The organism is Peribacillus simplex, assembly GCF_001542915.1.
Classification (GTDB): domain Bacteria; phylum Bacillota; class Bacilli; order Bacillales; family DSM-1321; genus Peribacillus; species Peribacillus simplex_B.
This window is the reverse complement of the sequence record NZ_LNNH01000059.1, coordinates 185,460-209,373: the sequence shown is the minus strand read 5'-3', so window position 1 is coordinate 209,373 and position 23,914 is coordinate 185,460. Positions and strand designations below refer to the sequence as shown.

Sequence of the window (23,914 nt, the reverse complement as noted above, 5' to 3'; positions counted from 1 at the left end):
GATTAACACATGGAAATCGTAAAATCTGGATCGACGATTCAATCATTGCAAATAGGAATGAGCATTTTAGATTTGCTTGCTTCCCAAAGAAAACCTTTAAGATTCTCGGATATTCAAGAGTTGACGGAAATAACGAAAAGTAATCTCTATAAGTATTTGAATACGTTAACGCAGCTCGAACTGCTATATCGTGATAAGACCACTGGTATGTATCACCTTGGCAGCAAGCTGATTCAATATGGCATGGCAGCCATAGGGAATGAGGACATCACAAGCCGAATCACTCCATACTTGCAGGAAATCAGTCACCATACCTCCTGCACAGTCCTTTTTTCCGTTTGGACTTACGATGGACCTACAACGGCAAAAATATGGAACTCCAATCAAAACCTGAATATCGGTGCCCAGCTAGGTACGCGTTTACCTCCTTCCTCTTCTTCCGGAAAAGTATTCACTGTATTCCAGGATCCTTCCTTGACAGCGGATTGGATTGAAAAGGATCGTAATGTTACGGGGGATTTTCTTAGAGAATCTGAGGAGTATCATGAAATTCACAAAAACAAAATCGCGTTTGCCAAGGAGCCTCTTGTCCCTTCCGTTTCCTCCATATCCATTCCGGTTTTCAATTACAATGCGGAATTATTGGGCGCAATCACTGCCGTTGGATTCACGGAAAGCATTCCGGATCATTACGAAGATCCTTTAAGTCAATATCTAAGAAAGAGCTGTTTGGAAATCTCGAAAGTCTTCGGATATACCGAAGCTTAAAAAAAGCTGGAAAAGGAAAAACACTCTTTCTTTTTTCCTGTCGTTAGTTATTAAGAAAATAAAAGGATGTCCATTAGTAATGTCGGACATCCTTTTTTCAGTTTTATAAACATACAATCAAAAGATATTTTAACCATTTACCGCCTTTGCATTTGCTGGCATCATTTTTTCCCTTACTTCATCTGGAATTGGATAAGACTTTGGCTTTTCTTTAAACGATGTCCATGCACGAATCTCAAATCCTTCCGCTACTAATTTTTCATCCTTGAAAAATTCATGATTTATTTTAAATACTTTTTGGTGTAATTCCACGACTGCACTGCGAACAGTCACACGATCTTCAAAAAATAGCGGACTCTTAAACTGACAGTTCGCTTCTAGCAGGGGAACATTGACTTGTTGTTCAGCGTACAAAGTAGACGTTGGATATCCTATGGCGGATAGAAACTCATGTGTTGCATCATCCATCCATTTATAAAAATTGGGATAAAATACGATTCCGGCAGCATCCGTATCTCCCCACCTTACTCCAAACCGGAACTCTGCGATCATTTTCCACTAACCTCCCATGTTTTCTTGTGTAACTTCTCTTTTAAGCGTGTGCAGCATTATTTACTTTTAATCCTATCATCGCTCTCGCTTCATCTGGTGTTGCCACTTCCCTGCCTAATGTTTTTGCTAATTCCACTATTCTTGCCACGAATTGAGCATTGGTTTTGGCAAGTTCTCCCTTGCGAAAATAAACTGCGTCTTCCATGCCGACGCGAACATGCCCGCCAAGCAGGATGGTCATTGTATTGATCATTAATTGATCTTTACTTGCCCCAATGGCTGACCATATTGCACCTTCGGGAATGCTGTTTCTCATGAACATCAAATTCTCTGGCGAAGCTGGTATCCCTCCCTGGGCACCCAATACAAATTGAAAAAAGAATGGCGGTTTAATTAGCCCTTTTTGGGCAACCCGTAAGGCATTATGAATCATTCCTACATCGAATACTTCAAGTTCCGGTTTGACGTTGTTTTCCAGCATCTTTTGCGCCAATTGCTCCAACATTGCTGGCGTATGAATGAATACATTAGGTCCTATATTAAAAGAGCCTGCGTCAAAAGAGGCAACTTCAGGCTTCAATTCAACAATCGGAAAACGTTTTGTAACATCTTTCAATTCTCCCCCAGCGGTGGTGAAATTGATGATGATATCACAATTTCTCTCCTCAAGAAGTTTCACTACTTGAAGATATTTTGCTGAGTCTAGGGTCGGCTTTCCTTCATCATCCCTAACATGAACATGAGCAATGGCTGCGCCCGCTTGCCACGATTCATAAATTGAATCAGCTATTTCCTGTGGTGTAGTCGGTAAGTATGGCGTATGATCCTTAGTTGCGAAATCCCCTGTTGTAGCTACCGTAATAATCAATTTTTCCATCTTGTCTCCACCTTTTCATTGGTTAATAACTTCCTGATATCAATATGGGCAATGAATTCAACTAGTTAACATCACACTCTTAAAGATATAGGTGAGTATGATCGCTTTGAATATCCTCCAGTGCTGCTATTTAACATGGAAGGAAGGTCGATGTCTTTCGATCGCTTTTATTTCCGGATATTTTAATTAAGAAGTAAAGCTTACAACGCTTAAATTGGTGCACATAAATATCCTTTAAATAAGTTCTAGGTTATTCGCCATGATTTTTTCCAACAAACGCGTATTTACATCCCCATTTATAAAATCTTCATCCTGCAGAACTTGATTTAAAAAAGGAATGGTCGTACTGATTCCCTCAACTGAAAACTCATCCAAGGCAACTAACATCCTTCGAATGGCATGCGTCCTATCACGACCATGAACAATGACCTTTGCAATCATCGAATCATAAAAAACTGGTACGACATACCCCTGATAACAATGGGTATCCACTCGTACACCCGGTCCTTGAGGCATTTGCCATTTTGTAATGAGTCCCGGAGTTGGACGGAACCCTTCCATTGGAGCTTCAGCATTTATCCGACATTCAATCGCATGTCCGGAGAAGTCAATGTCTGATTGGACATATCGTAATGTTTCACCGTTTGCCACATTTATTTGCTCTTGGATTAAATCCACTCCGGTGATAACTTCGGTAACTGGGTGTTCCACTTGAATACGAGTGTTCATTTCAAGAAAATAAAACTTAGCTTCGTCTTGATCGACGATAAACTCAACCGTACCAGCATTTTGATAGGAAATACTTTCAGCAAGTTGGACTGCGGCAGTGCGAATATCCTGACGGAGCTTTTCCGGTATGATTGGTGCCATTGCCTCTTCTACCAATTTTTGATGACGGCGCTGCGTCGAACAATCCCGCTCACCTAGATGGATGACATTTCCATACTTATCTCCAAGTACTTGTACCTCAATGTGCCGTGCATTGGCAATATATTTTTCGATATACATCGTGCTATCTCCAAAAGCAGCCTTTGCTTCTGCGGATGCTGATTCAAAAGTCGTTTTCACTTCTTCTTTATCGGTAACAATCTTCATTCCGCGGCCACCGCCTCCCGCAGCCGCTTTTAACATGACCGGCAATCCTATTTTTTCTATCATCCGAATCACTTCTTCATAATCAGACACTTTCTCTGACCCCGGGAGTACTGGGACATCACATTCTTGAGCAATAGATCGAGCCACTAATTTATTCCCCATCTTAAAGATATGGTCTGGCTTTGGCCCCACGTATACAAGATCATTTTCAGCACAAGCTTCAGCTAATTCCGGTACTTCAGACAGAAATCCGTATCCTGGATGAATCGCATCCGCTTCAACTGCTAATGCTGATGTTATAATAACCGGAATGTTCAAATAACTTTTTGCAGCATGAGCTGGTCCAATCACGACTGTTTTATCCGCCAATTTAGCCCCTAAGCTTTCCTGATCTGCCTCTGAAACAGCAAGGACCGTTTCAATTCCCATGACCTTGCATGTCCGTATTATCCGGACTGCGATTTCGCCGCGATTAATAATTAATATTCTTGAAATGCTCATTTTGATTTCTTCCTCCTCAGTTACACTCTGCTCTTAACGGTTGAAGATCATTGGCGGGAGATAATGTTTTTCCAACAAGTAATCAATTTTTTCTTATTTCACTTTAACCGAGTATAAAGGCTGACCATATTCAACAAGTTGAGCATCTTTAACATGTATTTTGACGATCTCCCCCGCTACACCTGCAGATATAGCACTGTACACTTTCATGATCTCGATTAAGCCAACCGTATAGTCTTCTTCTACACGATCGCCTACCTTTACATATGGTGCTGCAGCGGGTTCAGGTTGGGCATAGAATATACCTGCAGTCGTTGCCTTAATGGCAACAACTCCCGCTTCTTGTTCTTCTTTTACTGAATTCAGTTGTACAGGCACCGGTTTTTGAGTCAATTGTTCAAATGCTGCCGCTGCTTCATTCTTAGTCGATTGTAATGATTCAGGCTTTTCGGGATTTATTACTGCATCTTTTTCATTATCGTTACTAGCTTCAGCCGTTTCTGTTATACCATTTTTTCCGATCACAATTTTAAAATCTTGTTTCTCCAGCTTTAAATAATTGAAGGGAGATTCCTCTAATTTTTCAATAAGAATTATTAAATTTTCCACATCTTCATGATTCATTACATTTAATGCATTTTTGCTCATCCTTCTTCCTCCTCAAGTTATCACCGAATGCAAATATTCTAATTATTTGTTAAAAGAAGCGATCCTTGTAACCCTTGTACTTGGACATGTGTAATATCAGATTGCTTGCTGAAACGATCTAATAGTTCGACTAAAGGGGTTGAAGCCGAGAAATATTTTTTATGCGCTCCTGCTTTCCGCATCTCTTCAATATCATTCGTACCTTTCATGATATATCGAAGCATGAACTCTTCATCTGAAAGGCTTGGCCCGCCAAATTGCTCTTTTAATTTCTTAATCGGAACATCTTCAACTGGCTCATAGCGCAATTCTTTTGCACGTGGAAGGCTTAGGAATTTATCTCTTAAATTTTGATCCATCATTAGATAACCCGAATCTTCGCTATATACACCTGCTGCTAATTGAATCAATTCATCAATTACGACTTTGTAACGTTCACCCGTTGCAATATTGATGGCTGCTTGTGTCACCATGAATTGTGAGTATGGTGTAATCATTACTGGATAACCTAGTTCTTTACGAACCCGTATCGATTCTTCAATTACCTCATCGACCCTATTTTGAAGATTCAAAGATTGCAGCTGATGGCGTAAATTGGAAATAACCCCGCCAGGTACTTGATGGATATATTGAGAGTAATCATATTCTAGAGGTTCACCAATTGGTAAATTTTCTTGCTTAGCAATATTCATTAGACGGTCTGAAATTCTTTTAATCCGCTCTAAATCCAAGTCATGCTCCAAATTAAAATAGTGTGCATTGGCAACAGTCGTAAACACCGATGGTTGACCTGAACCATTTGCCAATGGCGGAATCCCGGTATGCAGTGTTCGAACCCCCATCTTCATGGCTTCAACATAAAGCTCATCTGCAAGTCCTGTCGTACAATGAGTATGGAATTCTACAGGGATTCCATTTGCATTTTCCATAATAATGGGTAATAGGGTTCGAAGACGTTCAACCGTTAACAAACCAGCTGCGTCCTTAAAATAAATGATATCCGGCTCATTTTTTACCACTTCTTTCGTTTTCTTCACAAAGTATTCATCTGTATGTCTAGGAGAAATACTATAAGCAATGGCATGGGCAATTTCCATTCCTTTACTACGTAAATAAGGCATGAACCATGGAAAATCCGTTTTTAAATCCCCAAAAATATTTGCCATTGTTTGTACTCGATTGATTGCTCCCCGTTCAATTAATAAATCGTAGAACAACTTAGAAACAGATGGAGGTGTTTCCAATAGCTCAAAAAGAACAAGTCCCGGTTCACCCATAAATGCTTTTTTCGCATGCTGCATCTTTTCCCCAACTATTTCTGCCAACAACCATGGATCTTCTTTTAATTCACGGATAATTTTTTTGAAATTATAAGGCATTAATGGAACCTCTACCACTTGAAACCCCGATCGATCAAGATCTTCCGCAACGGCTTCCACCATGCCAGTTCGTGATTCAGCTGCCCAAAGACTTTGGGTTCCATCCCTTAGAGTTGTATCTACAAAATGCAATTCCTTAGCCATTGATTTTCCCCCTTGCTTCCCTAATTCAAGCGTTTTCATCCAAACACTTTCAAGAACTTGTTTCACGATGCCTTACTTTCCGGGTCATATAAGTGGAGATTAATGGTCTAACAATTAAAAATAATCTGAATATTAAATGCGGATAACCCTGTCAAATGCCTCCTTGATTTAGATTATTTGTTTTCATTCGAAGATATCTAACCTTTTTCACACAACTTAATAGGCATAGTGATTTTTTAATGAATAGCCTTTGTTGGATCATTGTGATGTAAGCGTTCTCTTTTTTTGATAAAAAAGTATTATGCGTTTCGGTAACTGCCTCCTTATCCTTTGTAAAGTTACTGCTCTTGCACGAAATTCTAATAGATTCTGAAAAAACCTAAAACGGAATATTTATTCCGTTTTAATTAATTACAGTTTATTAATTTTCTGGAAAATAGTCAATCACTATTTTTCATCGTCGATACATTTCCCCCTAAAATACTTTATAATAAATCGTAAGGTCTACATACTATTCATTGAAGAAAGGAATTAAATCAATAATATGGATATGGAATTCGTCATTACTTCCAAGAGAAAAGATGCCAATAAAAATGCAGTTAAAATCCTTGAAGCAGCTAAAATTGTATTTGCCCAAAAGGGTCACGAAACAACGATCGAAGAAGTAGCTGTAGAAGCAAAGGTGGGGGTAGGAACAATATATAGACGGTTTAATAATAAGCACCAATTAGCAAATGCAGTTGCCTACGAGGTTATTGCAGAAATATATGAAGAACAAGTACGGATTTTAAAATCCAATTTAACAACGATCGAGAAAGTTAAGCATGTGTTTGCTTGCTATGCAAAAATCACTATAAAATATGGAGAAATCCATCAGATGATTGTTGATTTATTAGTCTCTGAAAAAGGGGAAGAAGATCTTAAAGAATCCTTTTTATTAGGATTAAAGAAACTTTATGCTGAGGTTATAACAAATGGGCAAAAAGAAAACATTTTTAGGGAAGGCGATCCAAGGTTATATGAAATTATTCTCCAAAATATGATAAACCCTCAAATGGTTAAACAAATAGCTGAAATTATGCCGTTAGAAGAAACCCCAAGTTTCTTAGCAGATGTGGCTCTCAATGGCTTATTGTTAAAAAAATAAGAGCCCTATGCATGATGCAAACAGATGCCAACCTACGGTAATATCGCAAAAACTCCAGCCGAAATTCCCCTTTAGAATGGATGGTTAATCCAAGAGTGAATATCTGTATTGAAGGAAATCTATGCCTTCTTTAATCAGTTCAGGTTTAGGCAGTTAATTACACCAACTTTTTGATGGATTACCATATATTTATAAAATGGTTATGCATGATAAAACCTTTGGCATCTCTCCCCAAAGGTTTTACGATGTTTCATCATCTTGTCATTCATAAAATGCCAATCACTTATCAAGGGAGTTTTTTTGTTTTTGCCATTTAAAGCCCCTTTTCAAGCATTTTTATTTACCTTCCTATCCATTATTAATAAATAATGATAGCTGCTAAAATTACTGCGAGTAATGCAAGTAAATTCGCACAGGTCATTCCTATGAATTGATACTTAAAGCCGTTTTTGTGATTAAGCCCCGTTAATGCGAATAATGTTAACACGACCCCGGTGTGAGGCATGATTGTTAATACTGAGGATGCAATCACTGAGACCCTATGGATAACATCGGCGTTGATTCCCATATCCAAATAACTTTGGCCAAATGCCTGCATGACTATCCCTAATGCGCCTGACGATGAACCTGTTATGGCACCAAAAACGGCAGAAGCGACCGATAAACTGATTAGCGGATTACCGGGAATCCCCAAGATTGTATCGGAAATAAATTTAAATCCAGGTGCCAGTGTTATGATAACACCAAAAGCTACAGCTGATGAAGTTAAGAAAACGGGCATGATGGAACCGCTCGCTCCTTCATTTATCAACGCTTTTTGATTTGGAATGTATTTGTTAAAGACGAATGCTGAAACGATGATCGCAACGACCAATCCAATAATAAGAATATTGCCCACTTTGAACGTACTGCCAACCAAAATAATGACAATCAATAATAATATTGGAAGTATACTGATGAAGACGGTGGGAAGCTCTTTTTTCACATCTCCTTCCGAACCGGAAACATCAAAATCAGTAAACGTCTCTCCCTTGGCCATACTTTTCTTTAACATGGAATTCATATACCATAGTGTAAAAGCAATGGCCACTACCGTTCCTATCATTCCCAAAAGTGGTGCTGCTGTAAGTGATGTACCCAGATAGGCTGTAGGAACAACATTTTGTATAGAGGGAGTACCAGGCAGCATCGTCATCGTAAACGAGCCAAAACCGAGTGTAACAGGAATCAAAACTAGGTTCCATGCAATATTTAATTGTTTAAATAATGGTTTTGCAAGTGGAATGAGTACAAAGATTACTACAAATAAACTAATGCCGCCATAGGTCAGCAGGGCGCTTATAAAGAAAATGGCTACCAGTACTGGAAACGGTTTTTCCGTGCCTGTTTTTTCTAAAACCTTTTCGGCGATTGATTGCGCTGCCCCGCTCACATCGATATATTTCGCTAAAATGGACCCTAAGATGAATATAGCAAAAAAATTAACGACGAAACCTGTAAGACCCGTCATATAAGAATTCTCTTTCCCTATCAAGGCAGGAAAAAAATCCATTTGATTCGTTAAAATGACGATAACGGCTGCAATCGGAGCAACAATCAATATACTAAACCCTTTCATTGCAGCATATATAATAAATGCAATCGCTAGTAATATACCTACCACTTGAATAATTTCCATAATAATTTTCTCCCCTCAACAGTAAACCTTCAAACAGGCTGGCCTTTATATATCAACGCACACTAACCACCTGCATTGATTCAAAAAGCGATACCTGGATAAATGTAATGTTAAAATAAGCGGAATCATACCCCTATCATTCCCCTTATTCTTTTTTGATTTATAAGTTAAACGATTGGATCTCTGCCACCTTAAATGATTAGCTGTAAACCGTTTTCAAATCATTCTGCTTTTTTTACCATCTAAAAAAAGATTAACTTTTCTCCTGATGGTGTCATTTCCGCCTTAGTCCTGATACGTCATTCAGCCTTTTGGATCGTACCTTCATAGTCTTCCCCACTTGTCGTTTTTTACCTTTCCATCTTCACTTTCCTAAGACATTGCAGAATCACGGAAACCGTTTCCATTATTTTTCTCTCATTTAAAGCGTTGATTATTTTTATAATTTGTTACGTGCTTTATTATATGGACAGAACAAATATAATAAAAATATATATTTTTTATAGAATATATTCATAAAATTTATAAATAGAGTACTATGAAGATTCATAAAAGATTACACAGCAAATATTCCTTTATGGATTAGAAAAGGAGGGAGAATAATATCTTGTTACAGTTACTTAGGGGTGAAAATAGGGGCTTATTTACAGAGACCTTCAAGTTACGGAGGTTTCCAAACATGTAGAAGCAATGAGGAAATTCGTTAGTAAGACAGCTAGAAAACTTGAGCAATCGACACAGGGGTGCCCATCAAAAATGCACCGTTGGTTTCCTGAATTATCAACATATTTATCATCAGTGTCATATCGTACATGCGGAGGAAATAATCCACAAAAGGACCATAATGATCTTTCCAATAATTAAATGTAATTCCTAACCAATCACAAAAGGCTAACCTCCTCCCTGGAGAAAAGTTACCGCACCATTCCTCCATATTTATCACTTAGCTTCCTTGCATCCATAATGGGGCCAAACCATACGGGAAAATTTATACAAGTGCACTACCCTACTATCGTGCCATGGATCCGTTTTAAGAACTCTCTTATAATTCTTGAAAGTCCATTGTTCGTGTTATAAATGTATCCGAAGGAATACGTTTTATAATGTGGAGCAGCAAAGTTAATGACCACATACTCGTCACTTTTGGATAAACCGGCGTCCGTTTTGAAGGCATAATCAAATCCAATATTGATTGCCGTGTTGTTTTCCAGCGTGTTACGAATCGTATCTACATTGTTGGTGGTAAACAGAATATCAAACGGGAATGAAGTAAAGCCCTTCATAAAATCGTGTATGTAAATATCATTGTATAAAACGATTGGTTCATTCATTAACATTTCTTCTGTAATCAGATCATTTTGGGCCAATGGTGAGTTCTTGTTTACCGCAGCAACCATATGACCTTCCAACAATTTTTTAAACACAAGATTCCGATACTTTTTTTCCTCTTTTTCCGTGTATGTTATGAATCCAACATCTACTTCACCTTCGAGTACTTTCGTGATAATCGACTCGGTACTGTTTTCATAGATGGATGCTTTAATTTTCGGATACTCACGTTTTATATCTGAAATAACCCCCACCAGCATTTCCATTGGCCCTGGGTATGTGGCAATTTTTATTTCTCCATTCATTGTCTGTGTATAAGCTTCTGCTTCATCAACGAATTCTTGAAGCTTCAATAATACGTTATTTGCTTTCTCAATCAGCCTATATCCTTCTTCTGTTGGAACAGATCCTCTTCGAGAACGGTGAAAAAGGATAATATTTAATTCCTTTTCTAAATTCTTTATCGATTGGCTCAGAGCTGGTAAGGTAAGATGCAGATTATCGGCAGCTTCTTTAAGTGAACCCGATTTCGCTATTTCCACCATATATTTTAATTGTTCGATATTCATATTTACCTCTTATTCGTTTTTCTATAATTAAGCAGCACTTAACTATAGTTAATAATAACTAAATTTATCATAAGCAAAGTTCATAGTACAATTATATTGAAAAAGAAATTAACATAAGGGGATGGAATGAATGAAAGCGCTAAGATGGCATAATCGAAAAGACATTCGTCTAGAAGAGATAGATGAACCGGTTGTACAAGCAGGTCAAGTAAAAATGAAAGTAAAATGGTGCGGCATTTGCGGAAGCGATTTGCACGAATACTTAGGGGGTCCGATCTTCATTCCAGTGGATAAACCGCATCCTTTAACTAACGAGGTTGCTCCAATAACATTGGGACACGAATTTTCAGGTGAAGTAGTGGAGGTTGGCGAAGGAGTTATTAACTATAAAGTGGGCGATCGTGTAGTGGTTGAGCCGATCTTTGCTACACATGGCCACCAAGGTGCCTATAACCTTGATGAACAAATGGGATTCCTGGGCTTAGCCGGCGGGGGCGGAGGTCTTAGTGAATATGTTGCTGTCGACGAAGAATTATTGTTTAAACTTCCAGAAGATTTGTCTTATGAGCAAGGCGCATTGGTTGAACCAGCAGCAGTTGCTCTTTATGCCGTACGTTCAAGTAAAGTGAAAGCTGGGGACAAGGTGGCCGTGTTTGGCTGCGGACCAATTGGACTGCTCGTAATCGAAGCATTGAAGGCAGCAGGTGCCACTGATATTTATGCAGTCGAAATCTCCCCTGAAAGACAGGCAAAAGCAAAAGAATTAGAAGCCATCATCATTAATCCAGCTGATGTTGAGGATACAGTAGCTGAAATTGCTAGATTAACAGATGGCGGTGTCGATGTCTCATTTGAAGTGACAGGAGTACCTGCTGTATTGCGTCAAGCCATTCAATCCACTGGGATTGGCGGCGAAACGATTATCGTCAGTATATGGGAAAAAGGAGCAGAAATCCTGCCAAATGATATCGTAACGAAAGAACGCACGGTCAAAGGCATCATTGGCTACCGCAATGTATTCCCGGCCGTATTATCCTTAATGCAAAAAGGATACTTTTCTGCCGATAAATTAGTAACGAAAAAAATCGCATTAGACAATGTTATTGAAGAAGGATTTGAAAGCTTGATCAAGGAAAAAAACCAGGTAAAAATCCTAGTAAAATCTGAACGGTCTTAATGAAAGGCTTGACGGACGACAAAATCAGCTGCAACCTAGCGGCTGGTTTTGTCTGCCTAACGCAAAAAAAAACAGTTTTACTCACCTTCTGAAACCGCCCTCTGAATGAATAACCTGGCCTGTTACCCAATCTGCTTCCTCGCTTACGAGAAATTTGATCGTTTTTGCAATATCTTTCGGTTTTCCGATTCTACCGAAGGGAAACATCGGTTTAAGTTCATTTTTTATCTCCTCCGTCATCCACCCCGTATCAGTTGGACCAGGGTTTACTGCATTAACCGTAATTCCTAAGGGGGCCAATTCAGCCGACAATGTTAGGGTTAGCGCATCTACAGCCCCTTTTGTTGTGGCATAGGCCAATTCGCCTGGCATCGGCCCTTGAAATTGGCCTGAAGTGAGGTTGACTATCCTTCCGCCTGATTTCTTTTCGAACCTTTGGGCAAATTTACTGCTTAACAGGGTTGTTGCACGGACATTCACCAGATAATGTTGATCCAATTCTTCGGCCGTTATATTGGAAAAATCGTTGTTGGTCGAGTATGCTGCGTTATTAATCAAGATATCCGGATGACCTAGCTGTTCGGAAACTTGGTTCATAAGCTGTTCCGGGGCATCATTTTGAGTTAAATCCAACTCCATACACGATACCTTTATACCTTTTTTCCATAACTCTTCTTGTAATTTCATGGGCTCATCGGATTCAATGCCCCAGGGCATTTCTTTATCATATTCGGTCCAATAAGTGAAAAATATATGATACCCGGATTCAGCTAACTCCTGACAAATGGCAGCCCCAATCCCTTTCAGCCGGCTTACTCCCGTTATGATCGCAATTTTTCCTTTTAACTGATCCATTGATATCCCTCCATGATAAAAGTGAATTTACCCTTTAATAATCATTCATATTGCGGTATTTCTTTTTAAATAAATAATCGAGTTGAGTATGCATACCCCTAAAATTACTAGAAACGGATTTGAAGGAATAATGTCTCCTGCTTCTCTACCTGCCACCCCCCTCTGCTTAGCAGCTATTCAACCATCATTTCTATCATTTCTCACCAACAATCACATCTAATAGATACTCAGAGTATTCAGTGCTCTCGAAGCTTTCTTGTGAGATATTCCCTCGATCATTCCTTTTTTCTTCCGTTTTCTTCATGGCAAATGTGGAAATGATATACCCCTCAACTGGTACCTGGTCATTTTCCACTAATTTTATTTCTCCATCTGATAGGATATGGGTTGGATTTCCTTCAGAATAATGAATTCGTTCCCCAGTACTTTTGATAACATAGGAAGGAAAGTCACCCTTAGCATGTGTAAGATCTTTTATATCAAGCACACTAAGATTTTTAAAAAAACGCTCAGCGTCAAGAAATTGGTTGGAATGGGGACCCGGTTCGAGTTGACTTTTCATGACTTGGTATCTATTCTTATCCATATCATATTCGATTTGATAGAGGGTATAGCCATCATCATTTTGCCCACCCAGTTTCCAGCTTAAATCCGTAATACTGCCATCTTCCGTATAGTCGACCTCGAAGTTATCAAGCCTCAAACTGCTGCTCTTTACATTCAATTCCTGCATAACCCGTTCATTTTCTTCTTGAAAATCGACTGTATATACTGAACCAAGCTCATGCTCCATCGATATTGGCCGATTTTTCCATCCATCAATGACATACGGTGTCATCCATTGGACGATTATAAAGGCCAAAAAACCAAAGACTGCAGCTATTCGTTTACCCTGCACATTCAATTTTGGCCGAAAAAATATCAAGTAGACGATAAACCCAAGTGGAAGGGAAATTTGATTGAGATTAAAGGTAAAAGAACCTAATATAAAATATCCCAATATTTTTAACGGAAAATAAGTTTCTTTATCGACATTTTTCCTCGCTAAAAATATTATGCTACTAATCAATATGGCTGTGTAAACAATGGATGCCATTTTCAGTCCTCCTTCCTGCTAGAACATTGTCTTGATTGATTATCCGTTACAAGCTAATCAATATGAATATTTTACCATTATTATGATTGGCCGAAAAGACAATAAGACTACCTAGCCAAAATGAAAATGCTTTATCGTGACCAACTATCTTGATTCCACGCAATTTTCTTTTACATATTTTTTGGATTCAAACCTTGCAGCAGAACAAAGCGAGATTAACATTTGGAACGAACTTGCCAATGTTTTTTTGTCCGTTCTTACAAATCTATCGAGCAGTCACGTGAAGCAGCGGAAAAACGGTGTGAGCGCATCACGCTTGCTTTCAGCTGTAGCAATACCGAAGACCAACTAATAATTGTCCACGGAAAGGGTGTTTTGATCAGACCAAGTCTTTGATTGGAAAATAACACCACTTTCCATCTGTGGATTCTCTATTGTTTGAAACAAGCAAGCGTCCTAATGGGGCGATTACAAAAGAAAGAAGGCAGCCAATCAGCTGCCTTCTTTACCCATATTTGCAGGTTCCCCCTATTTTTCAGTCCCTTCGTTCAGATATGCCCATGCATATTGAGCATAAAGCTCTGCTCCTGTAGCCAGCGCATCCTCGTCGATATTGAATTTTCCGTGATGATGGGCCCATTGCGTATCTTTTTCTCGGTTTCCAGCTCCAACCAAAGCGAAGCTTCCAGGTACTTCATCTAAATAAAAGCTAAAGTCTTCCCCGCCCATTGTGGGCTTTTCATTATATATGGCCTCTTCGCCAAATGCATGGGCAGCCACGTTTTGCACTAACTTGGCACTGGATTCATCATTGATGACAGCTTGCGTGCCGCGATAGTACTCAACCTCCGCCATCGCCCCATATATATTAGCGACATTTTCAGCATAAATCTGAAGCTGTTTTTCAATATGATCACGGGTCTTCGGATCAAAGCAACGGACAGTCCCTTCAATCACGGCATTTTCAGCAATGACATTAAATCGGGTGCCTACTTCCATTTTTCCAACTGTCAAAACAGCGGGATGTTGGGGATCGACCGTTCTTGATACGACCGATTGAACATTCATGACGAAGGAAGAGGCAACGATGGTTGCATCGATGCAATCCTGCGGCATTGCGCCATGCCCCCCTCTGCCTTTAAACTTTACAGTAAAGATATCTGCTGAAGCGAATGAAGGGCCTGGAGTGCAAGCGACCTTGCTTGTTGGCATTTGCGACCAAATATGAATGCCAAACACATTATCGACACCTTCGACTGCCCCTTGTTTAACCATTTCCTTTGCACCTGTTGCCACTTCTTCAGCTGGTTGGAAGATTAATCGAACATTTCCTGATAATTCTTCTTTACCAGCATTCAGGGCCTTCGCTGCAATCAATAGCATGGCTGTGTGTGCATCATGACCGCAAGCATGCATTTTACCTGCTTCTTTTGAAGCATACGGCAAATCCTTATTTAACTGTTCAACAGAAAGTGCATCCATATCCGCCCTTAATGCTACCGTTTTTCCTGGTGTGCCTCCTTTAATTTCCGCAATAACGCCAGTTGGTTCCGCTTTTCTATAAGTGATGCCTAATTTTTCAAGATATTCACAAACAAAGGCAGTCGTTCTTACTTCCTCCCAGGATACCTCAGGTTCGCTATGTAGTTTTCTGCGTATTTCCGTTAATTCAGCACCATGATTTTGAATGACTGCTTTTATCATTTGATTGATCATCCCATATCTACCTCCGTTAAACGTTTAGCCAATTCGTAAAATATTTGCACACCATTCGCCAAATGACGTGCATCAGACCATTCCTCTGGACAATGACTTAGTCCTGCTTTACTAGGAACGAAGAGCATGCCGACATCAGTGACATCGGAAAAAACCATCGCATCGTGACCTGCACCGCTGTTAATCGAGCAGTATGGGATACCTAAATCGGCACTGATTTCTTTCATCAAAGCGCTGATCTCCTCATTCAAGATTTTAGGGGGCATATATAATAACTGTTCAGCCGTTGTCTGAAAACCTTGATTTTGATAGGAATCGATTAATTCCCGTACCTTGCTGATGACATGGTTCATATTTTCTTCCTTGCCAGATCGTATATCCACTGAAAATACCACTTTATCGGGAATGACGTTTGCTCCATTTGGAAAAACATGAAGGCGGCCCGTCGTGATGACCGTTCCTTCTCCCTCCTCGATCGCTAAGCCCGGTAATCGGGAAATGATTTGGGCGGCCGTAACCAATGCATCCGTTCTGCGATCCATCGGAGTTGTGCCTGCATGTCCTGCCTTTCCTTCTATCGTTACTTCCAGTTGCGTTAAACCAACGATAGCTTCTACAACCCCAATGGGGATATCCTTTTCTTCAAGAATGGGCCCTTGTTCTATATGCAATTCAAGAAATGACTTAATGGTCATCGGCTCTCTCTTCTTTGGAAGGAAACCATCCAGTCCGATCTCCGCCATCGCTTCTACGGTTGTGATGCCATCTTTGTCCTTCAATCTTTTAAAATCGTCCTCACTAAGGGAGCCAACCATGCCTCTCGACCCCATTAGCCCCCCGCCAAAACGAGACCCTTCTTCTTCAATGAGCGCAACGATTTCCAACGGATATTTAGGTATCAATTGATTCTTGGCAAAAAGGGCTGCCACTTCAAGAGCGACAATTACGCCCGCTGGCCCATCATATGCACCGCCATTTGGGACGGAATCAAAATGTGAACCGATCAGAACGCTCGGAGCATCTTTTACGGTACCCTCAAGCTTTCCAAAAATATTCCCCAAGCCATCTTCCCGAACCGTTAGTCCATACTCCTGCATTTTATCTTTCATATAATTTCGGGTAAGTAAGTCTTCCTTGCTATAAGTAAGCCGGGTAGTCCCTTTTCCTGGTGTTGCTGTGAATTTGCTCAACTCATTTATTTGCTTTTCTATACGTTCATCAAGACTCACCTTGAATTCCTCCTCTGCTTACAAAAATTGCACGAATATTCCTGCTAGAATGACCGATACAATAGTAACCGATATGAATCCACCGACTAGCATCGGCGGCAGCATATGGCTTAGCAATGCTTCTTTTTCTTTTTCATCTTTTGTCAATGAATTGACCACTTCATTGGTGATAATGTAATCAGCTGGAAATCCATATAAGGCCGTTAAAGATACAGCAAAGGCCATTTCTTTACTGACTTTTAGTAACGTACCTGCAATGAATGAGAATATATACATTCCAATCACCGCTAAGATAATGCAAACAACCAGTGGATAAAGGATCTCCATCATCATGCTTGGCGTTGCACTTTTCAATCCGTCAAAAACGAAAAGCATAAGGGCCATGATGGCAAAACCAAACCCATTCGCTTTTTGCAAAGCCTGTCTTTCCAGGAAACCGATACTTTTTGCAATGACTCCAAAAAGCAAGCAAAGAACAAAGGCATTGATGGATATGATCGGTGCCAAACCAGTTGAAACAAGGTAAGCTAGAAAAGCAACAACCGCGAGCCTGAAAAATTTAAAATATTCCGTATTATATTTATCGGGAAGTTTTTTAAACAGCTTAAGTTCCGCCATGCCTCCAGCTTCAGATGCCGAATCACTCTTTTTTACCGTTAATTGTCCAGTTCGATATTGCCCAAGAAGCTTCTTGCCTTCTTTCTTTAAAAAAATGGATGTCAAAGGATAGCCAGCGAAACCTTGCATCACATAAATAACGATGGCAAAGACGGACAAACTCGTCAGACCTGCATCTGCAGCTCCTTCCGACATGATTATTGAAGATACCATGCCGCCGACTAAAGGAGGTATCGCGACAAGCACCGTTTGCAAATCAAAGATTAATACGCCGATTCCGAATAGTAGCGCTACAATACCAAGAATGCCAGATAGGGAGATGACAATCGTTTTCCATTGATTCATCAATTCCCGTATCGAAAGCAATGTTCCCATATTCGTGATCAAAAGGTACATCATCATGGTTGCCACTACAGGCGGAATACCTGCGATTGAAACGATGTCTTTCGGGAAGAATGTCCAATAGCCAGCCAGAAATAGGATCGCGGAAATAAAAACGGAAGGTACCCAGGCTTTGGTTCGAACAGCCACTATGTCTCCTGCAAATAAAATCAAAATAACAATAACTAAAGCCAACATCTGTGACATTTGATTGCCTCACCTCCGAATTAATAGTTTGAATATTCTAATAAAATAATATCACTGAATTATATTAATTTAAAGTGAATTCAATATATTCAGGTAATTATACATAGATAAAAGGAAATGTAAGTGTTTTATCACAGAGATGCAATCCAATACATTAACATAAATTGAAACAAACGGAATATTAAAATAGTTTTATTCTTTTATAATTTTGGGACTGATTTAAAATGTGTATCTAAACAAATAAAAAAAGACCCATTTTATCTGGCCTCCTTGATTGCGGTCTATAAACATAACATATCCGGTACTCAGAGCTCACGCCTCCATCGATAAATTCGATAGCAATGACATGTGGGTAGTTAACAAAACATTCAATCGCCTTAACCTTATAACGCAACACAGTTTTTAATTTTGCAGGTTCAACTTTCCTGAAATCAGAAAGATATATTTCTCTATGTTGTAATGAAATTCGTTCCAGATTATTATTTTCGGTGAATTCTTTCATGAGTTGGAAACTTTGGGGTTCGTCATCATATGGACCGACATGAAGCATCTGGACAGTTAAACCATCTTCATATGTACCGATCTTCGCTTCATTTAGAAAGGGATGAGGTTTCTTTTTTTCTACATGTTCAAACGCTCTCTCTGCTACTTCTTTTGTTACAAAGTCCGGCTGTCTAATCATGATCGTATATAATAATTCTTCCTTATCCAATGTATTTAATTTCCTGCCCGCTTCTGTTAGATCCCATACACCTTCTAATGGATATACAATATATTCGAAATACCCATCGGGAGTTTCCCCCTGCTTCGGCATCATTCTCACCGCATAAGCTAATGAATAAAGAACACCTATCTTTTCAGCAAATTCCTGCTCATTTGGATTTCCTTTTCCCCCTATCGAGAAAAAATATTGCTCCGGAATTGTGACAAGTTCAGGCTTTCTCTTTGGTATATATAATTCCTTCTCTTTTTTTCTCCACTCGTATTTCATTAATTTCTTTCCCTTCCACTGTTTGATATTTTTGTTATCTCCTACTATTATACCCTCCCCCGGCAGTGTACGTAGATAATGCTTTTTAATTACTTTTTGACGTAACATTCGTCATGAAAGCAACCCAAATGTAGCTGACGAAGCTGGTAAAATACAAGTTGGTTTTTGCTTTTTTTGGACAGCATAAGCCTTATCTGTCACAGGGTTGAATAATATAGGATTGAATATGCTTAGGATAAACCAACCTCCAATCGGGATTTGAAAAAAACCATAAAAAGCTGCCAAATGGCAGCTAGAACTTCTTTAAATATACTTTTTCAATTTCATGATCGTGATTTTTTCTAAGTATTAAATCAGCCCTTCTCATCGTAGGCAGTATATTTTCTTTTAAATTTTTAGCATTAATGTCTGCCCAAATTTCAGTAGCTTTTTCCATTGCTTCTTTCTGAGAAAAATCTTTATACCGATGAAAATAGGATTGTTTATCCTCGAATGCTGTCTTTTGAAGGAGAAAGAACCTTTCGATATACCATTGCTTTATATCACTTTCTTCGGCGTCAAGATAGATTGAAAAGTCAAAAAAGTCACTTACAAATAAAGGATTGGAATTTTTAACTTGAAGAACATTAATTCCCTCTACAATAAGGATATCTGGATTTCTTATAATTTCAGCTTTGTCGGGCACTATGTCATATGTTAGATGAGAGTATACTGGTGCTTCCACTTTATCTACTCCGGATTTCACTCTAACCATGAAATCAATTAATTTTTGGGTGTCATAGCTTTCTGGAAAACCTTTTCTACTCATCAGTCCCTTTTTTTCTAAAGTATCCGTAGAGTATAAGAAACCGTCTGTTGTAACCAGATCCACTTTTTTATGGCTTTCCCACCTTGATAAAAGGGTTCTCAACACTCTAGCAGTGGTGCTTTTCCCAACTGCAACACTTCCTGCAACACCAATAACAAAAGGGACTTTTTTAGGTTTTTTATCTAAAAATGAGCAGGTTACCCCCTTCCATTGTCTAGATGCTTCCACTTTTAGATTAATTAAACGTGATAAGGGTAGGTAAATCTCCTCCACTTCTTGAAGAGAAATTATATCATTTGTTCCTTTAACATTCTCCAATTCATTTTTTGATAACAACAACGGTGTTTTGTTACGTAATTTAGCCCATTCTTCTCTATTTAATGCTGTATGGGATTGTAATATATTCATATCTAAATTTACCTCATTGGTTTTTCCTGATTTCTTGTAATATAAATTTACCATGTCCATATCCAAACAACACGACTTTTTTTAAAAATGATTTCTCCTTTACTATTATATTTTTGCTTGCCTTACATAAATATACCCATGAAAAAGTAGTGGTATAAGTGAAAGGATATCCAGTTTGATCCAAATACTTCACTTATTGAAATCATCCTCATGCTGATTTCTCAAAGGTCGCTTGATGAAACTATTCAATCTTATTATGAGCGGAGAACAGTAATGAGAAACACTTTTCATATCACACTCCGAGATAAAATCCTAATAAGCCATTCTGGTGTAAAAAAGATAAATCGCAAAAGATAAAAGCACCATTTACTATTGTTTCAAATGAACCAAATGAAACTGGAGAGATTCTAAAAAAAACGTATAATGTCATAGTTGAAAAAGCTACAGATAAAGAATTCATAGCAACATTTATTGATGCAGAGACTGGAGAGGCTTATAATGTTAACTCAAATGAATTTAAAGCCTCACTTGTGTGGTTTATTCCTCTATGTGTAGTATTAGGGGAAGCCTTAATTGCTCACCTGATTTCTGCTGGATTGGCTGTTGTTATTGCTGGTGTAACTTATACCGCTGTAAAAGAGGTATCAAGTAAACTTAAAAAGAATAAACATAAACACTATATGGCTATGCTGACTAAGGGCGATTTATATATTGGAAATTCATTATCAAAAACACAAGCAGTTTCTCGACTAAAATCTTCAGATAAAAAAATAACAATGTTTGGTCTGTTTCGTATACTGAGACAAAGGTAAATCTTCTGCAGAAGGTTATTATCACCACTTCCACCTATATAATCGTAATGGTGGGCATTCATTTTATTATTAAAAGATTAAAAGGATGATATAATTCATGGATGTAAGAATTGAAGAACTATACAAAAAATATCTTAAACGTTCGATACCTAATAAATTTTTATTATCTGATGTAGAAGATGTTCTAATAAATGAATATCTTTCTAAATCACTAGATAAAAAACAGATGCGTTTTCTAGTTGATCCAAAGGAATTTGATTTATATAATAAGTGTTATATCATTGATAGTGTTGAAATTCTACACAACTTATTTACAGTTCAAGAAAAAAATGAATTTATAAGTTTAAAAGAGTTAAACAAACAATATACTCTTGATTCTTCTGAAACTACAAAAGAAGAAATCGAATATACTCTTATTCAAGAAGGAGAATATTTAGTGATATTTTTAGGAATAGACAGTGATGGTTACATTAAAGATTTCAAAACAGTTGGGAATAGTGAGAGATTATTCCATAGATTAGTCGTATTAATGGGAATCGAAAAAGAAGATTGCAACCTAGAAAATAGAGATTTTCATGATTATTTAGAAGCCCTTTCAAATTTAGGCTACTTAGATTAATCGCCCATCACCATAAAAATCCAGAATGAATTTTAAAATCTATAAAGTCGATTCCTAAATCTTTAGGGGTCGACTTTTTTTGGGCTGAAGTAATTAAAAGAGTGTTTAATAGGGATGATTCAAAACATAATCTTACAAGAGATAATTGTGAGTCATAAACAGTATCTTTTTAAAAATATAAATTAGGTTTTTTCCATTACCTATAATCTTCGTATCCAGTACCTCCGCCCGCATTAGGAATATATCGGCCCCCCAAAACTGTTAGTGGCCTTGGCATGGACCTATGAATGTGGTCATTTAACGAAAAAAAGCAATGGAAAACCCCATTACATAACGGTTTTCCATTGCTTTTACTTACATGACCCGTTTGAACATTTTCTCCATTTCGTAAATGGAATAGGAGATGATGATGGGCCTTCCGTGCGGGCATGTGAAGGGGTCGGTCGTCCTTCTTAGTTCATCGAGCAGTGCTTGTATTTCGTCATTGCGCAGATGGCGGTTTGCCTTGATGGAGGCTTTGCAGCTCATCATGATGGCTGCTTCTTCGCGCAGTTTCTTGATGTCCACCTTTTTCATCGACAGTAATTGTTCGATCATTTCTTCCAGGATTTCCTGTTCAATCCCTTTTGGGAACCATTGCGGATGTGACCGGACAATATAGGCGTTGTAGCCAAACTCCTCTAAGTAGACGCCGACTTTTTCCAGCTCATGCTGATATTCATTTATCCTGATGCATTGGTCTGTCGAAAATTCAAGCGTGATCGGGACAAGCATATCTTGTAGCTCATTTTCGACCTGTCCGACTTTTTCTTTAAAATATTCGTATTTGATCCGTTCCTGGGCGGCATGTTGATCGATGATATATAAGCCATTTTCATTTTGGGCGAAAATATATGTTCCATGCATCTGCCCGATTGGATACATCGGCGGGACCCGGCTTGCCGATTCATCCTCTTCGACTTCTTCCTCTTGCTCGACTGTGTAGGTGGTATACTTTTCAGCCGATTCGTAATATGGTTTGCTTTCTCCCTCTGGCAATACCGGGATATAGACGTCGGCCATTTGCTGCTGTTCCTCATTGCTGTAGATCAATTCCTTGATTGGTTCTAGATTGAAATCCGATATGAAAGCCTCATGATTCTTTTGTTCCTGCTTTTCACGGATCAATGTATCCTTCAAAAGTGACGCTTCTTTCTTCGCTTCTTCAAGGACACGCTTGCCGCTCTCCACGACATGGTCCAAATCCAGCGTTGTTTGCTCACTCTTTGCCTGTTCCGGCTTAGGGGCAGGCGGTGCATACCCGCTTGGAATGAGGGATAGCTTCTTAAACGCAGATTTGATCGTTTCCGATACTAAACTGTACAGTTCCTGTTCCTTGCTCAGCCTTACCTCCATTTTTGATGGATGGACGTTGACGTCGACAAGGATCGGATCCATTTCAATATTCAGCAAGGCAATCGGAAAGCGGCCAATCGGCAGAAGCGTATGATATCCATCGAGGATGGCCTTCACAAGTGCATAGTTTTTGATGAAACGGCCGTTGATCATGGTTGAAATATAATTCCTTGAAGCCCGGGTGATCTCAGGCATCACGATATAGCCAGATATCGTGAAATCCAGGGAGCTTGCTTGAACAGGGATCATCTTTTTGGCAATATTCGTACCATAGATGGCCGCCAGCACCTGCCTGACATCACCGTTACCATTCGTATGCAGGATACGCTTTTCATTGTGTGATAGCCGTATCGAAACATCCGGGTGCGAAAGGGCGAGCCTATTGGCGACATCGGTGATATTTCCAAGCTCTGTATGAATGGTTTTCATATATTTCAATCTTGCAGGTGTATTGTAAAATAGATCGGAAACGAGGATATCCGTTCCTTTACGGCTCGACGAAGCTTCCAGTTCACTGACCAAGCCGCCTTCGAGAAGGATGCGCGTACCTGCCCCATCGCCTGTGCTCGTTTTCATTTCGAAGCGGGAAACGGAAGCGATACTTGGCATCGCTTCACCGCGGAAACCTAGCGTTCGAATTCGGAACAAGTCATTTTCATCCTTTATTTTACTTGTGGCGTGACGTTTGAATGCTGCCTCTACATCATCAGCCAAGATCCCATCGCCGTTATCCACAATCCGAATCGAGCCAAGTCCCGCCTCGACCAATTCAATTTCAATGATGGTACTGTTTGCATCTATGGCGTTTTCAACCAGTTCCTTTACGACTGAGGCAGGGCGTTCTACAACTTCGCCGGCTGCGATTTTATTCGATAAAGACTCGTCCAGCTGTATGATTTTTCCCATTTCTATCGC

At 39.1% G+C, this 23,914-nt stretch carries 21 protein-coding genes; 5 read left to right on the top strand and 16 right to left on the bottom strand.

Features of this window, described 5'->3' with window-relative positions; genetic code table 11:
• The first annotated feature begins 9 nt into the window (after positions 1-9).
• Positions 10-768: an IclR family transcriptional regulator gene (locus tag AS888_RS24640; protein ID WP_061144712.1), complete on the top strand. Its 759-nt coding sequence runs from the start codon at positions 10-12 to the stop codon at positions 766-768.
• 129 nt (positions 769-897) lie between these two features.
• On the opposite strand, the gene AS888_RS24635 is transcribed toward AS888_RS24640, so the two are convergent.
• From AS888_RS24635 to AS888_RS24615, 5 genes are all read right to left on the bottom strand, one after another.
• A complete protein-coding gene (locus AS888_RS24635) occupies positions 898-1,320 on the bottom strand; it encodes an acyl-CoA thioesterase (RefSeq protein WP_061144711.1) in 423 nt (140 codons plus the stop codon).
• A gap of 40 nt (positions 1,321-1,360) precedes the next feature.
• Positions 1,361-2,197 carry a beta-keto acid cleavage family enzyme gene (locus AS888_RS24630; protein ID WP_061144710.1) on the bottom strand — a complete coding sequence of 279 codons (837 nt, stop codon included), beginning with the start codon at positions 2,195-2,197 and terminating at the stop codon, positions 1,361-1,363.
• A 234-nt stretch (positions 2,198-2,431) separates the two neighbouring features.
• Positions 2,432-3,793, bottom strand: a complete 1,362-nt coding sequence (accC, locus tag AS888_RS24625; RefSeq protein ID WP_061144709.1) for an acetyl-CoA carboxylase biotin carboxylase subunit — start codon at positions 3,791-3,793, stop codon at positions 2,432-2,434.
• Positions 3,794-3,886: 93 nt separating this feature from the next.
• On the bottom strand, positions 3,887-4,441 hold the full coding sequence (locus tag AS888_RS24620; RefSeq protein ID WP_061144708.1) for an acetyl-CoA carboxylase biotin carboxyl carrier protein: 555 nt from the start codon (positions 4,439-4,441) through the stop codon (positions 3,887-3,889).
• A 38-nt stretch (positions 4,442-4,479) separates the two neighbouring features.
• Positions 4,480-6,030 (bottom strand): hypothetical protein, encoded by a 1,551-nt coding sequence (locus tag AS888_RS24615; protein WP_081092585.1) that lies wholly within the window; start codon positions 6,028-6,030, stop codon positions 4,480-4,482.
• A gap of 484 nt (positions 6,031-6,514) precedes the next feature.
• Here AS888_RS24615 and AS888_RS24610 point away from each other — a divergent pair, with 484 nt between their 5' ends.
• Positions 6,515-7,111 carry a TetR/AcrR family transcriptional regulator gene (locus AS888_RS24610; protein WP_221408627.1) on the top strand — a complete coding sequence of 199 codons (597 nt, stop codon included), beginning with the start codon at positions 6,515-6,517 and terminating at the stop codon, positions 7,109-7,111.
• A gap of 358 nt (positions 7,112-7,469) precedes the next feature.
• On the opposite strand, the gene AS888_RS24605 is transcribed toward AS888_RS24610, so the two are convergent.
• The 3 genes from AS888_RS24605 to AS888_RS24595 form a co-directional block, all read right to left on the bottom strand.
• A complete protein-coding gene (locus AS888_RS24605; RefSeq protein ID WP_061144705.1) occupies positions 7,470-8,789 on the bottom strand; it encodes a GntP family permease in 1,320 nt (439 codons plus the stop codon).
• Positions 8,790-9,504: 715 nt separating this feature from the next.
• On the bottom strand, positions 9,505-9,723 hold the full coding sequence (locus AS888_RS26565) for a hypothetical protein (RefSeq protein ID WP_061144704.1): 219 nt from the start codon (positions 9,721-9,723) through the stop codon (positions 9,505-9,507).
• A gap of 67 nt (positions 9,724-9,790) precedes the next feature.
• Complete coding sequence (locus AS888_RS24595) at positions 9,791-10,687, bottom strand: LysR family transcriptional regulator (RefSeq protein WP_061144703.1); 897 nt, start codon at positions 10,685-10,687, stop codon at positions 9,791-9,793.
• A gap of 130 nt (positions 10,688-10,817) precedes the next feature.
• On the opposite strand from AS888_RS24595, the gene AS888_RS24590 reads away from it, so the two are divergent.
• Positions 10,818-11,864, top strand: a complete 1,047-nt coding sequence (locus AS888_RS24590) for a 2,3-butanediol dehydrogenase (protein ID WP_061144702.1) — start codon at positions 10,818-10,820, stop codon at positions 11,862-11,864.
• A gap of 81 nt (positions 11,865-11,945) precedes the next feature.
• On the opposite strand, the gene AS888_RS24585 is transcribed toward AS888_RS24590, so the two are convergent.
• The 7 genes from AS888_RS24585 to coaA form a co-directional block, all read right to left on the bottom strand.
• Positions 11,946-12,719 carry an SDR family oxidoreductase gene (locus AS888_RS24585; protein ID WP_061144701.1) on the bottom strand — a complete coding sequence of 258 codons (774 nt, stop codon included), beginning with the start codon at positions 12,717-12,719 and terminating at the stop codon, positions 11,946-11,948.
• Positions 12,720-12,912: 193 nt separating this feature from the next.
• On the bottom strand, positions 12,913-13,815 hold the full coding sequence (locus AS888_RS24580) for a hypothetical protein (protein WP_061144700.1): 903 nt from the start codon (positions 13,813-13,815) through the stop codon (positions 12,913-12,915).
• Positions 13,816-14,343: 528 nt separating this feature from the next.
• On the bottom strand, positions 14,344-15,531 hold the full coding sequence (locus AS888_RS24575) for an amidohydrolase (RefSeq protein WP_061144699.1): 1,188 nt from the start codon (positions 15,529-15,531) through the stop codon (positions 14,344-14,346).
• Positions 15,528-16,760, bottom strand: a complete 1,233-nt coding sequence (locus tag AS888_RS24570) for a Zn-dependent hydrolase (protein ID WP_061144698.1) — start codon at positions 16,758-16,760, stop codon at positions 15,528-15,530. The genes AS888_RS24575 and AS888_RS24570 overlap by 4 nt, the downstream gene beginning before the upstream one ends.
• Positions 16,761-16,778: 18 nt before the next feature.
• Entirely contained in the window at positions 16,779-17,966 is a 1,188-nt protein-coding gene (locus AS888_RS24565) for a hypothetical protein (RefSeq protein WP_061144697.1), read from the bottom strand.
• Positions 17,967-18,198: 232 nt separating this feature from the next.
• Entirely contained in the window at positions 18,199-18,957 is a 759-nt protein-coding gene (locus AS888_RS24560; RefSeq protein ID WP_081092584.1) for a GyrI-like domain-containing protein, read from the bottom strand.
• 292 nt (positions 18,958-19,249) lie between these two features.
• On the bottom strand, positions 19,250-20,173 hold the full coding sequence (gene coaA, locus AS888_RS24555; protein WP_061144745.1) for a type I pantothenate kinase: 924 nt from the start codon (positions 20,171-20,173) through the stop codon (positions 19,250-19,252).
• A 353-nt stretch (positions 20,174-20,526) separates the two neighbouring features.
• On the opposite strand from coaA, the gene AS888_RS26560 reads away from it, so the two are divergent.
• Both AS888_RS26560 and AS888_RS24545 read left to right on the top strand, forming a co-directional pair.
• The gene (locus AS888_RS26560; protein WP_221408629.1) at positions 20,527-20,985 is read left to right on the top strand and encodes an SAR2788 family putative toxin; all 459 of its coding nucleotides are present in this window, start codon (positions 20,527-20,529) and stop codon (positions 20,983-20,985) included.
• A gap of 97 nt (positions 20,986-21,082) precedes the next feature.
• Complete coding sequence (locus AS888_RS24545; RefSeq protein WP_061144695.1) at positions 21,083-21,604, top strand: hypothetical protein; 522 nt, start codon at positions 21,083-21,085, stop codon at positions 21,602-21,604.
• Positions 21,605-21,958: 354 nt separating this feature from the next.
• On the opposite strand, the gene mutL is transcribed toward AS888_RS24545, so the two are convergent.
• Positions 21,959-23,905 carry a DNA mismatch repair endonuclease MutL gene (mutL, locus tag AS888_RS24540; RefSeq protein WP_061144694.1) on the bottom strand — a complete coding sequence of 649 codons (1,947 nt, stop codon included), beginning with the start codon at positions 23,903-23,905 and terminating at the stop codon, positions 21,959-21,961.
• Positions 23,906-23,914: the final 9 nt, after the last annotated feature.

Excerpts from the sequence above, each read along its gene's own strand:
- AS888_RS26565 (WP_061144704.1), bottom strand. The coding sequence starts at position 9,723 with ATGGAGGAATGGTGCGGTAACTTTTCTCCAGGGAGGAGGTTAGCCTTT.
- AS888_RS24620 (WP_061144708.1), bottom strand. The coding sequence starts at position 4,441 with ATGAGCAAAAATGCATTAAATGTAATGAATCATGAAGATGTGGAAAAT.
- AS888_RS24635 (WP_061144711.1), bottom strand. The coding sequence starts at position 1,320 with ATGATCGCAGAGTTCCGGTTTGGAGTAAGGTGGGGAGATACGGATGCT.
- AS888_RS24595 (WP_061144703.1), bottom strand. The coding sequence starts at position 10,687 with ATGAATATCGAACAATTAAAATATATGGTGGAAATAGCGAAATCGGGT.
- mutL (WP_061144694.1), bottom strand. The coding sequence starts at position 23,905 with ATGGGAAAAATCATACAGCTGGACGAGTCTTTATCGAATAAAATCGCA.
- AS888_RS24630 (WP_061144710.1), bottom strand. The coding sequence starts at position 2,197 with ATGGAAAAATTGATTATTACGGTAGCTACAACAGGGGATTTCGCAACT.
- AS888_RS24565 (WP_061144697.1), bottom strand. The coding sequence starts at position 17,966 with ATGTCACAGATGTTGGCTTTAGTTATTGTTATTTTGATTTTATTTGCA.
- AS888_RS24590 (WP_061144702.1), top strand. The coding sequence starts at position 10,818 with ATGAAAGCGCTAAGATGGCATAATCGAAAAGACATTCGTCTAGAAGAG.
- AS888_RS24575 (WP_061144699.1), bottom strand. The coding sequence starts at position 15,531 with ATGATCAATCAAATGATAAAAGCAGTCATTCAAAATCATGGTGCTGAA.
- AS888_RS24605 (WP_061144705.1), bottom strand. The coding sequence starts at position 8,789 with ATGGAAATTATTCAAGTGGTAGGTATATTACTAGCGATTGCATTTATT.
- AS888_RS24560 (WP_081092584.1), bottom strand. The coding sequence starts at position 18,957 with ATGAAATACGAGTGGAGAAAAAAAGAGAAGGAATTATATATACCAAAG.
- AS888_RS24545 (WP_061144695.1), top strand. The coding sequence starts at position 21,083 with ATGGATGTAAGAATTGAAGAACTATACAAAAAATATCTTAAACGTTCG.
- accC (WP_061144709.1), bottom strand. The coding sequence starts at position 3,793 with ATGAGCATTTCAAGAATATTAATTATTAATCGCGGCGAAATCGCAGTC.
- AS888_RS24585 (WP_061144701.1), bottom strand. The coding sequence starts at position 12,719 with ATGGATCAGTTAAAAGGAAAAATTGCGATCATAACGGGAGTAAGCCGG.
- AS888_RS24640 (WP_061144712.1), top strand. The coding sequence starts at position 10 with ATGGAAATCGTAAAATCTGGATCGACGATTCAATCATTGCAAATAGGA.
- AS888_RS24580 (WP_061144700.1), bottom strand. The coding sequence starts at position 13,815 with ATGGCATCCATTGTTTACACAGCCATATTGATTAGTAGCATAATATTT.
- AS888_RS24610 (WP_221408627.1), top strand. The coding sequence starts at position 6,515 with ATGGAATTCGTCATTACTTCCAAGAGAAAAGATGCCAATAAAAATGCA.
- coaA (WP_061144745.1), bottom strand. The coding sequence starts at position 20,173 with ATGAATATATTACAATCCCATACAGCATTAAATAGAGAAGAATGGGCT.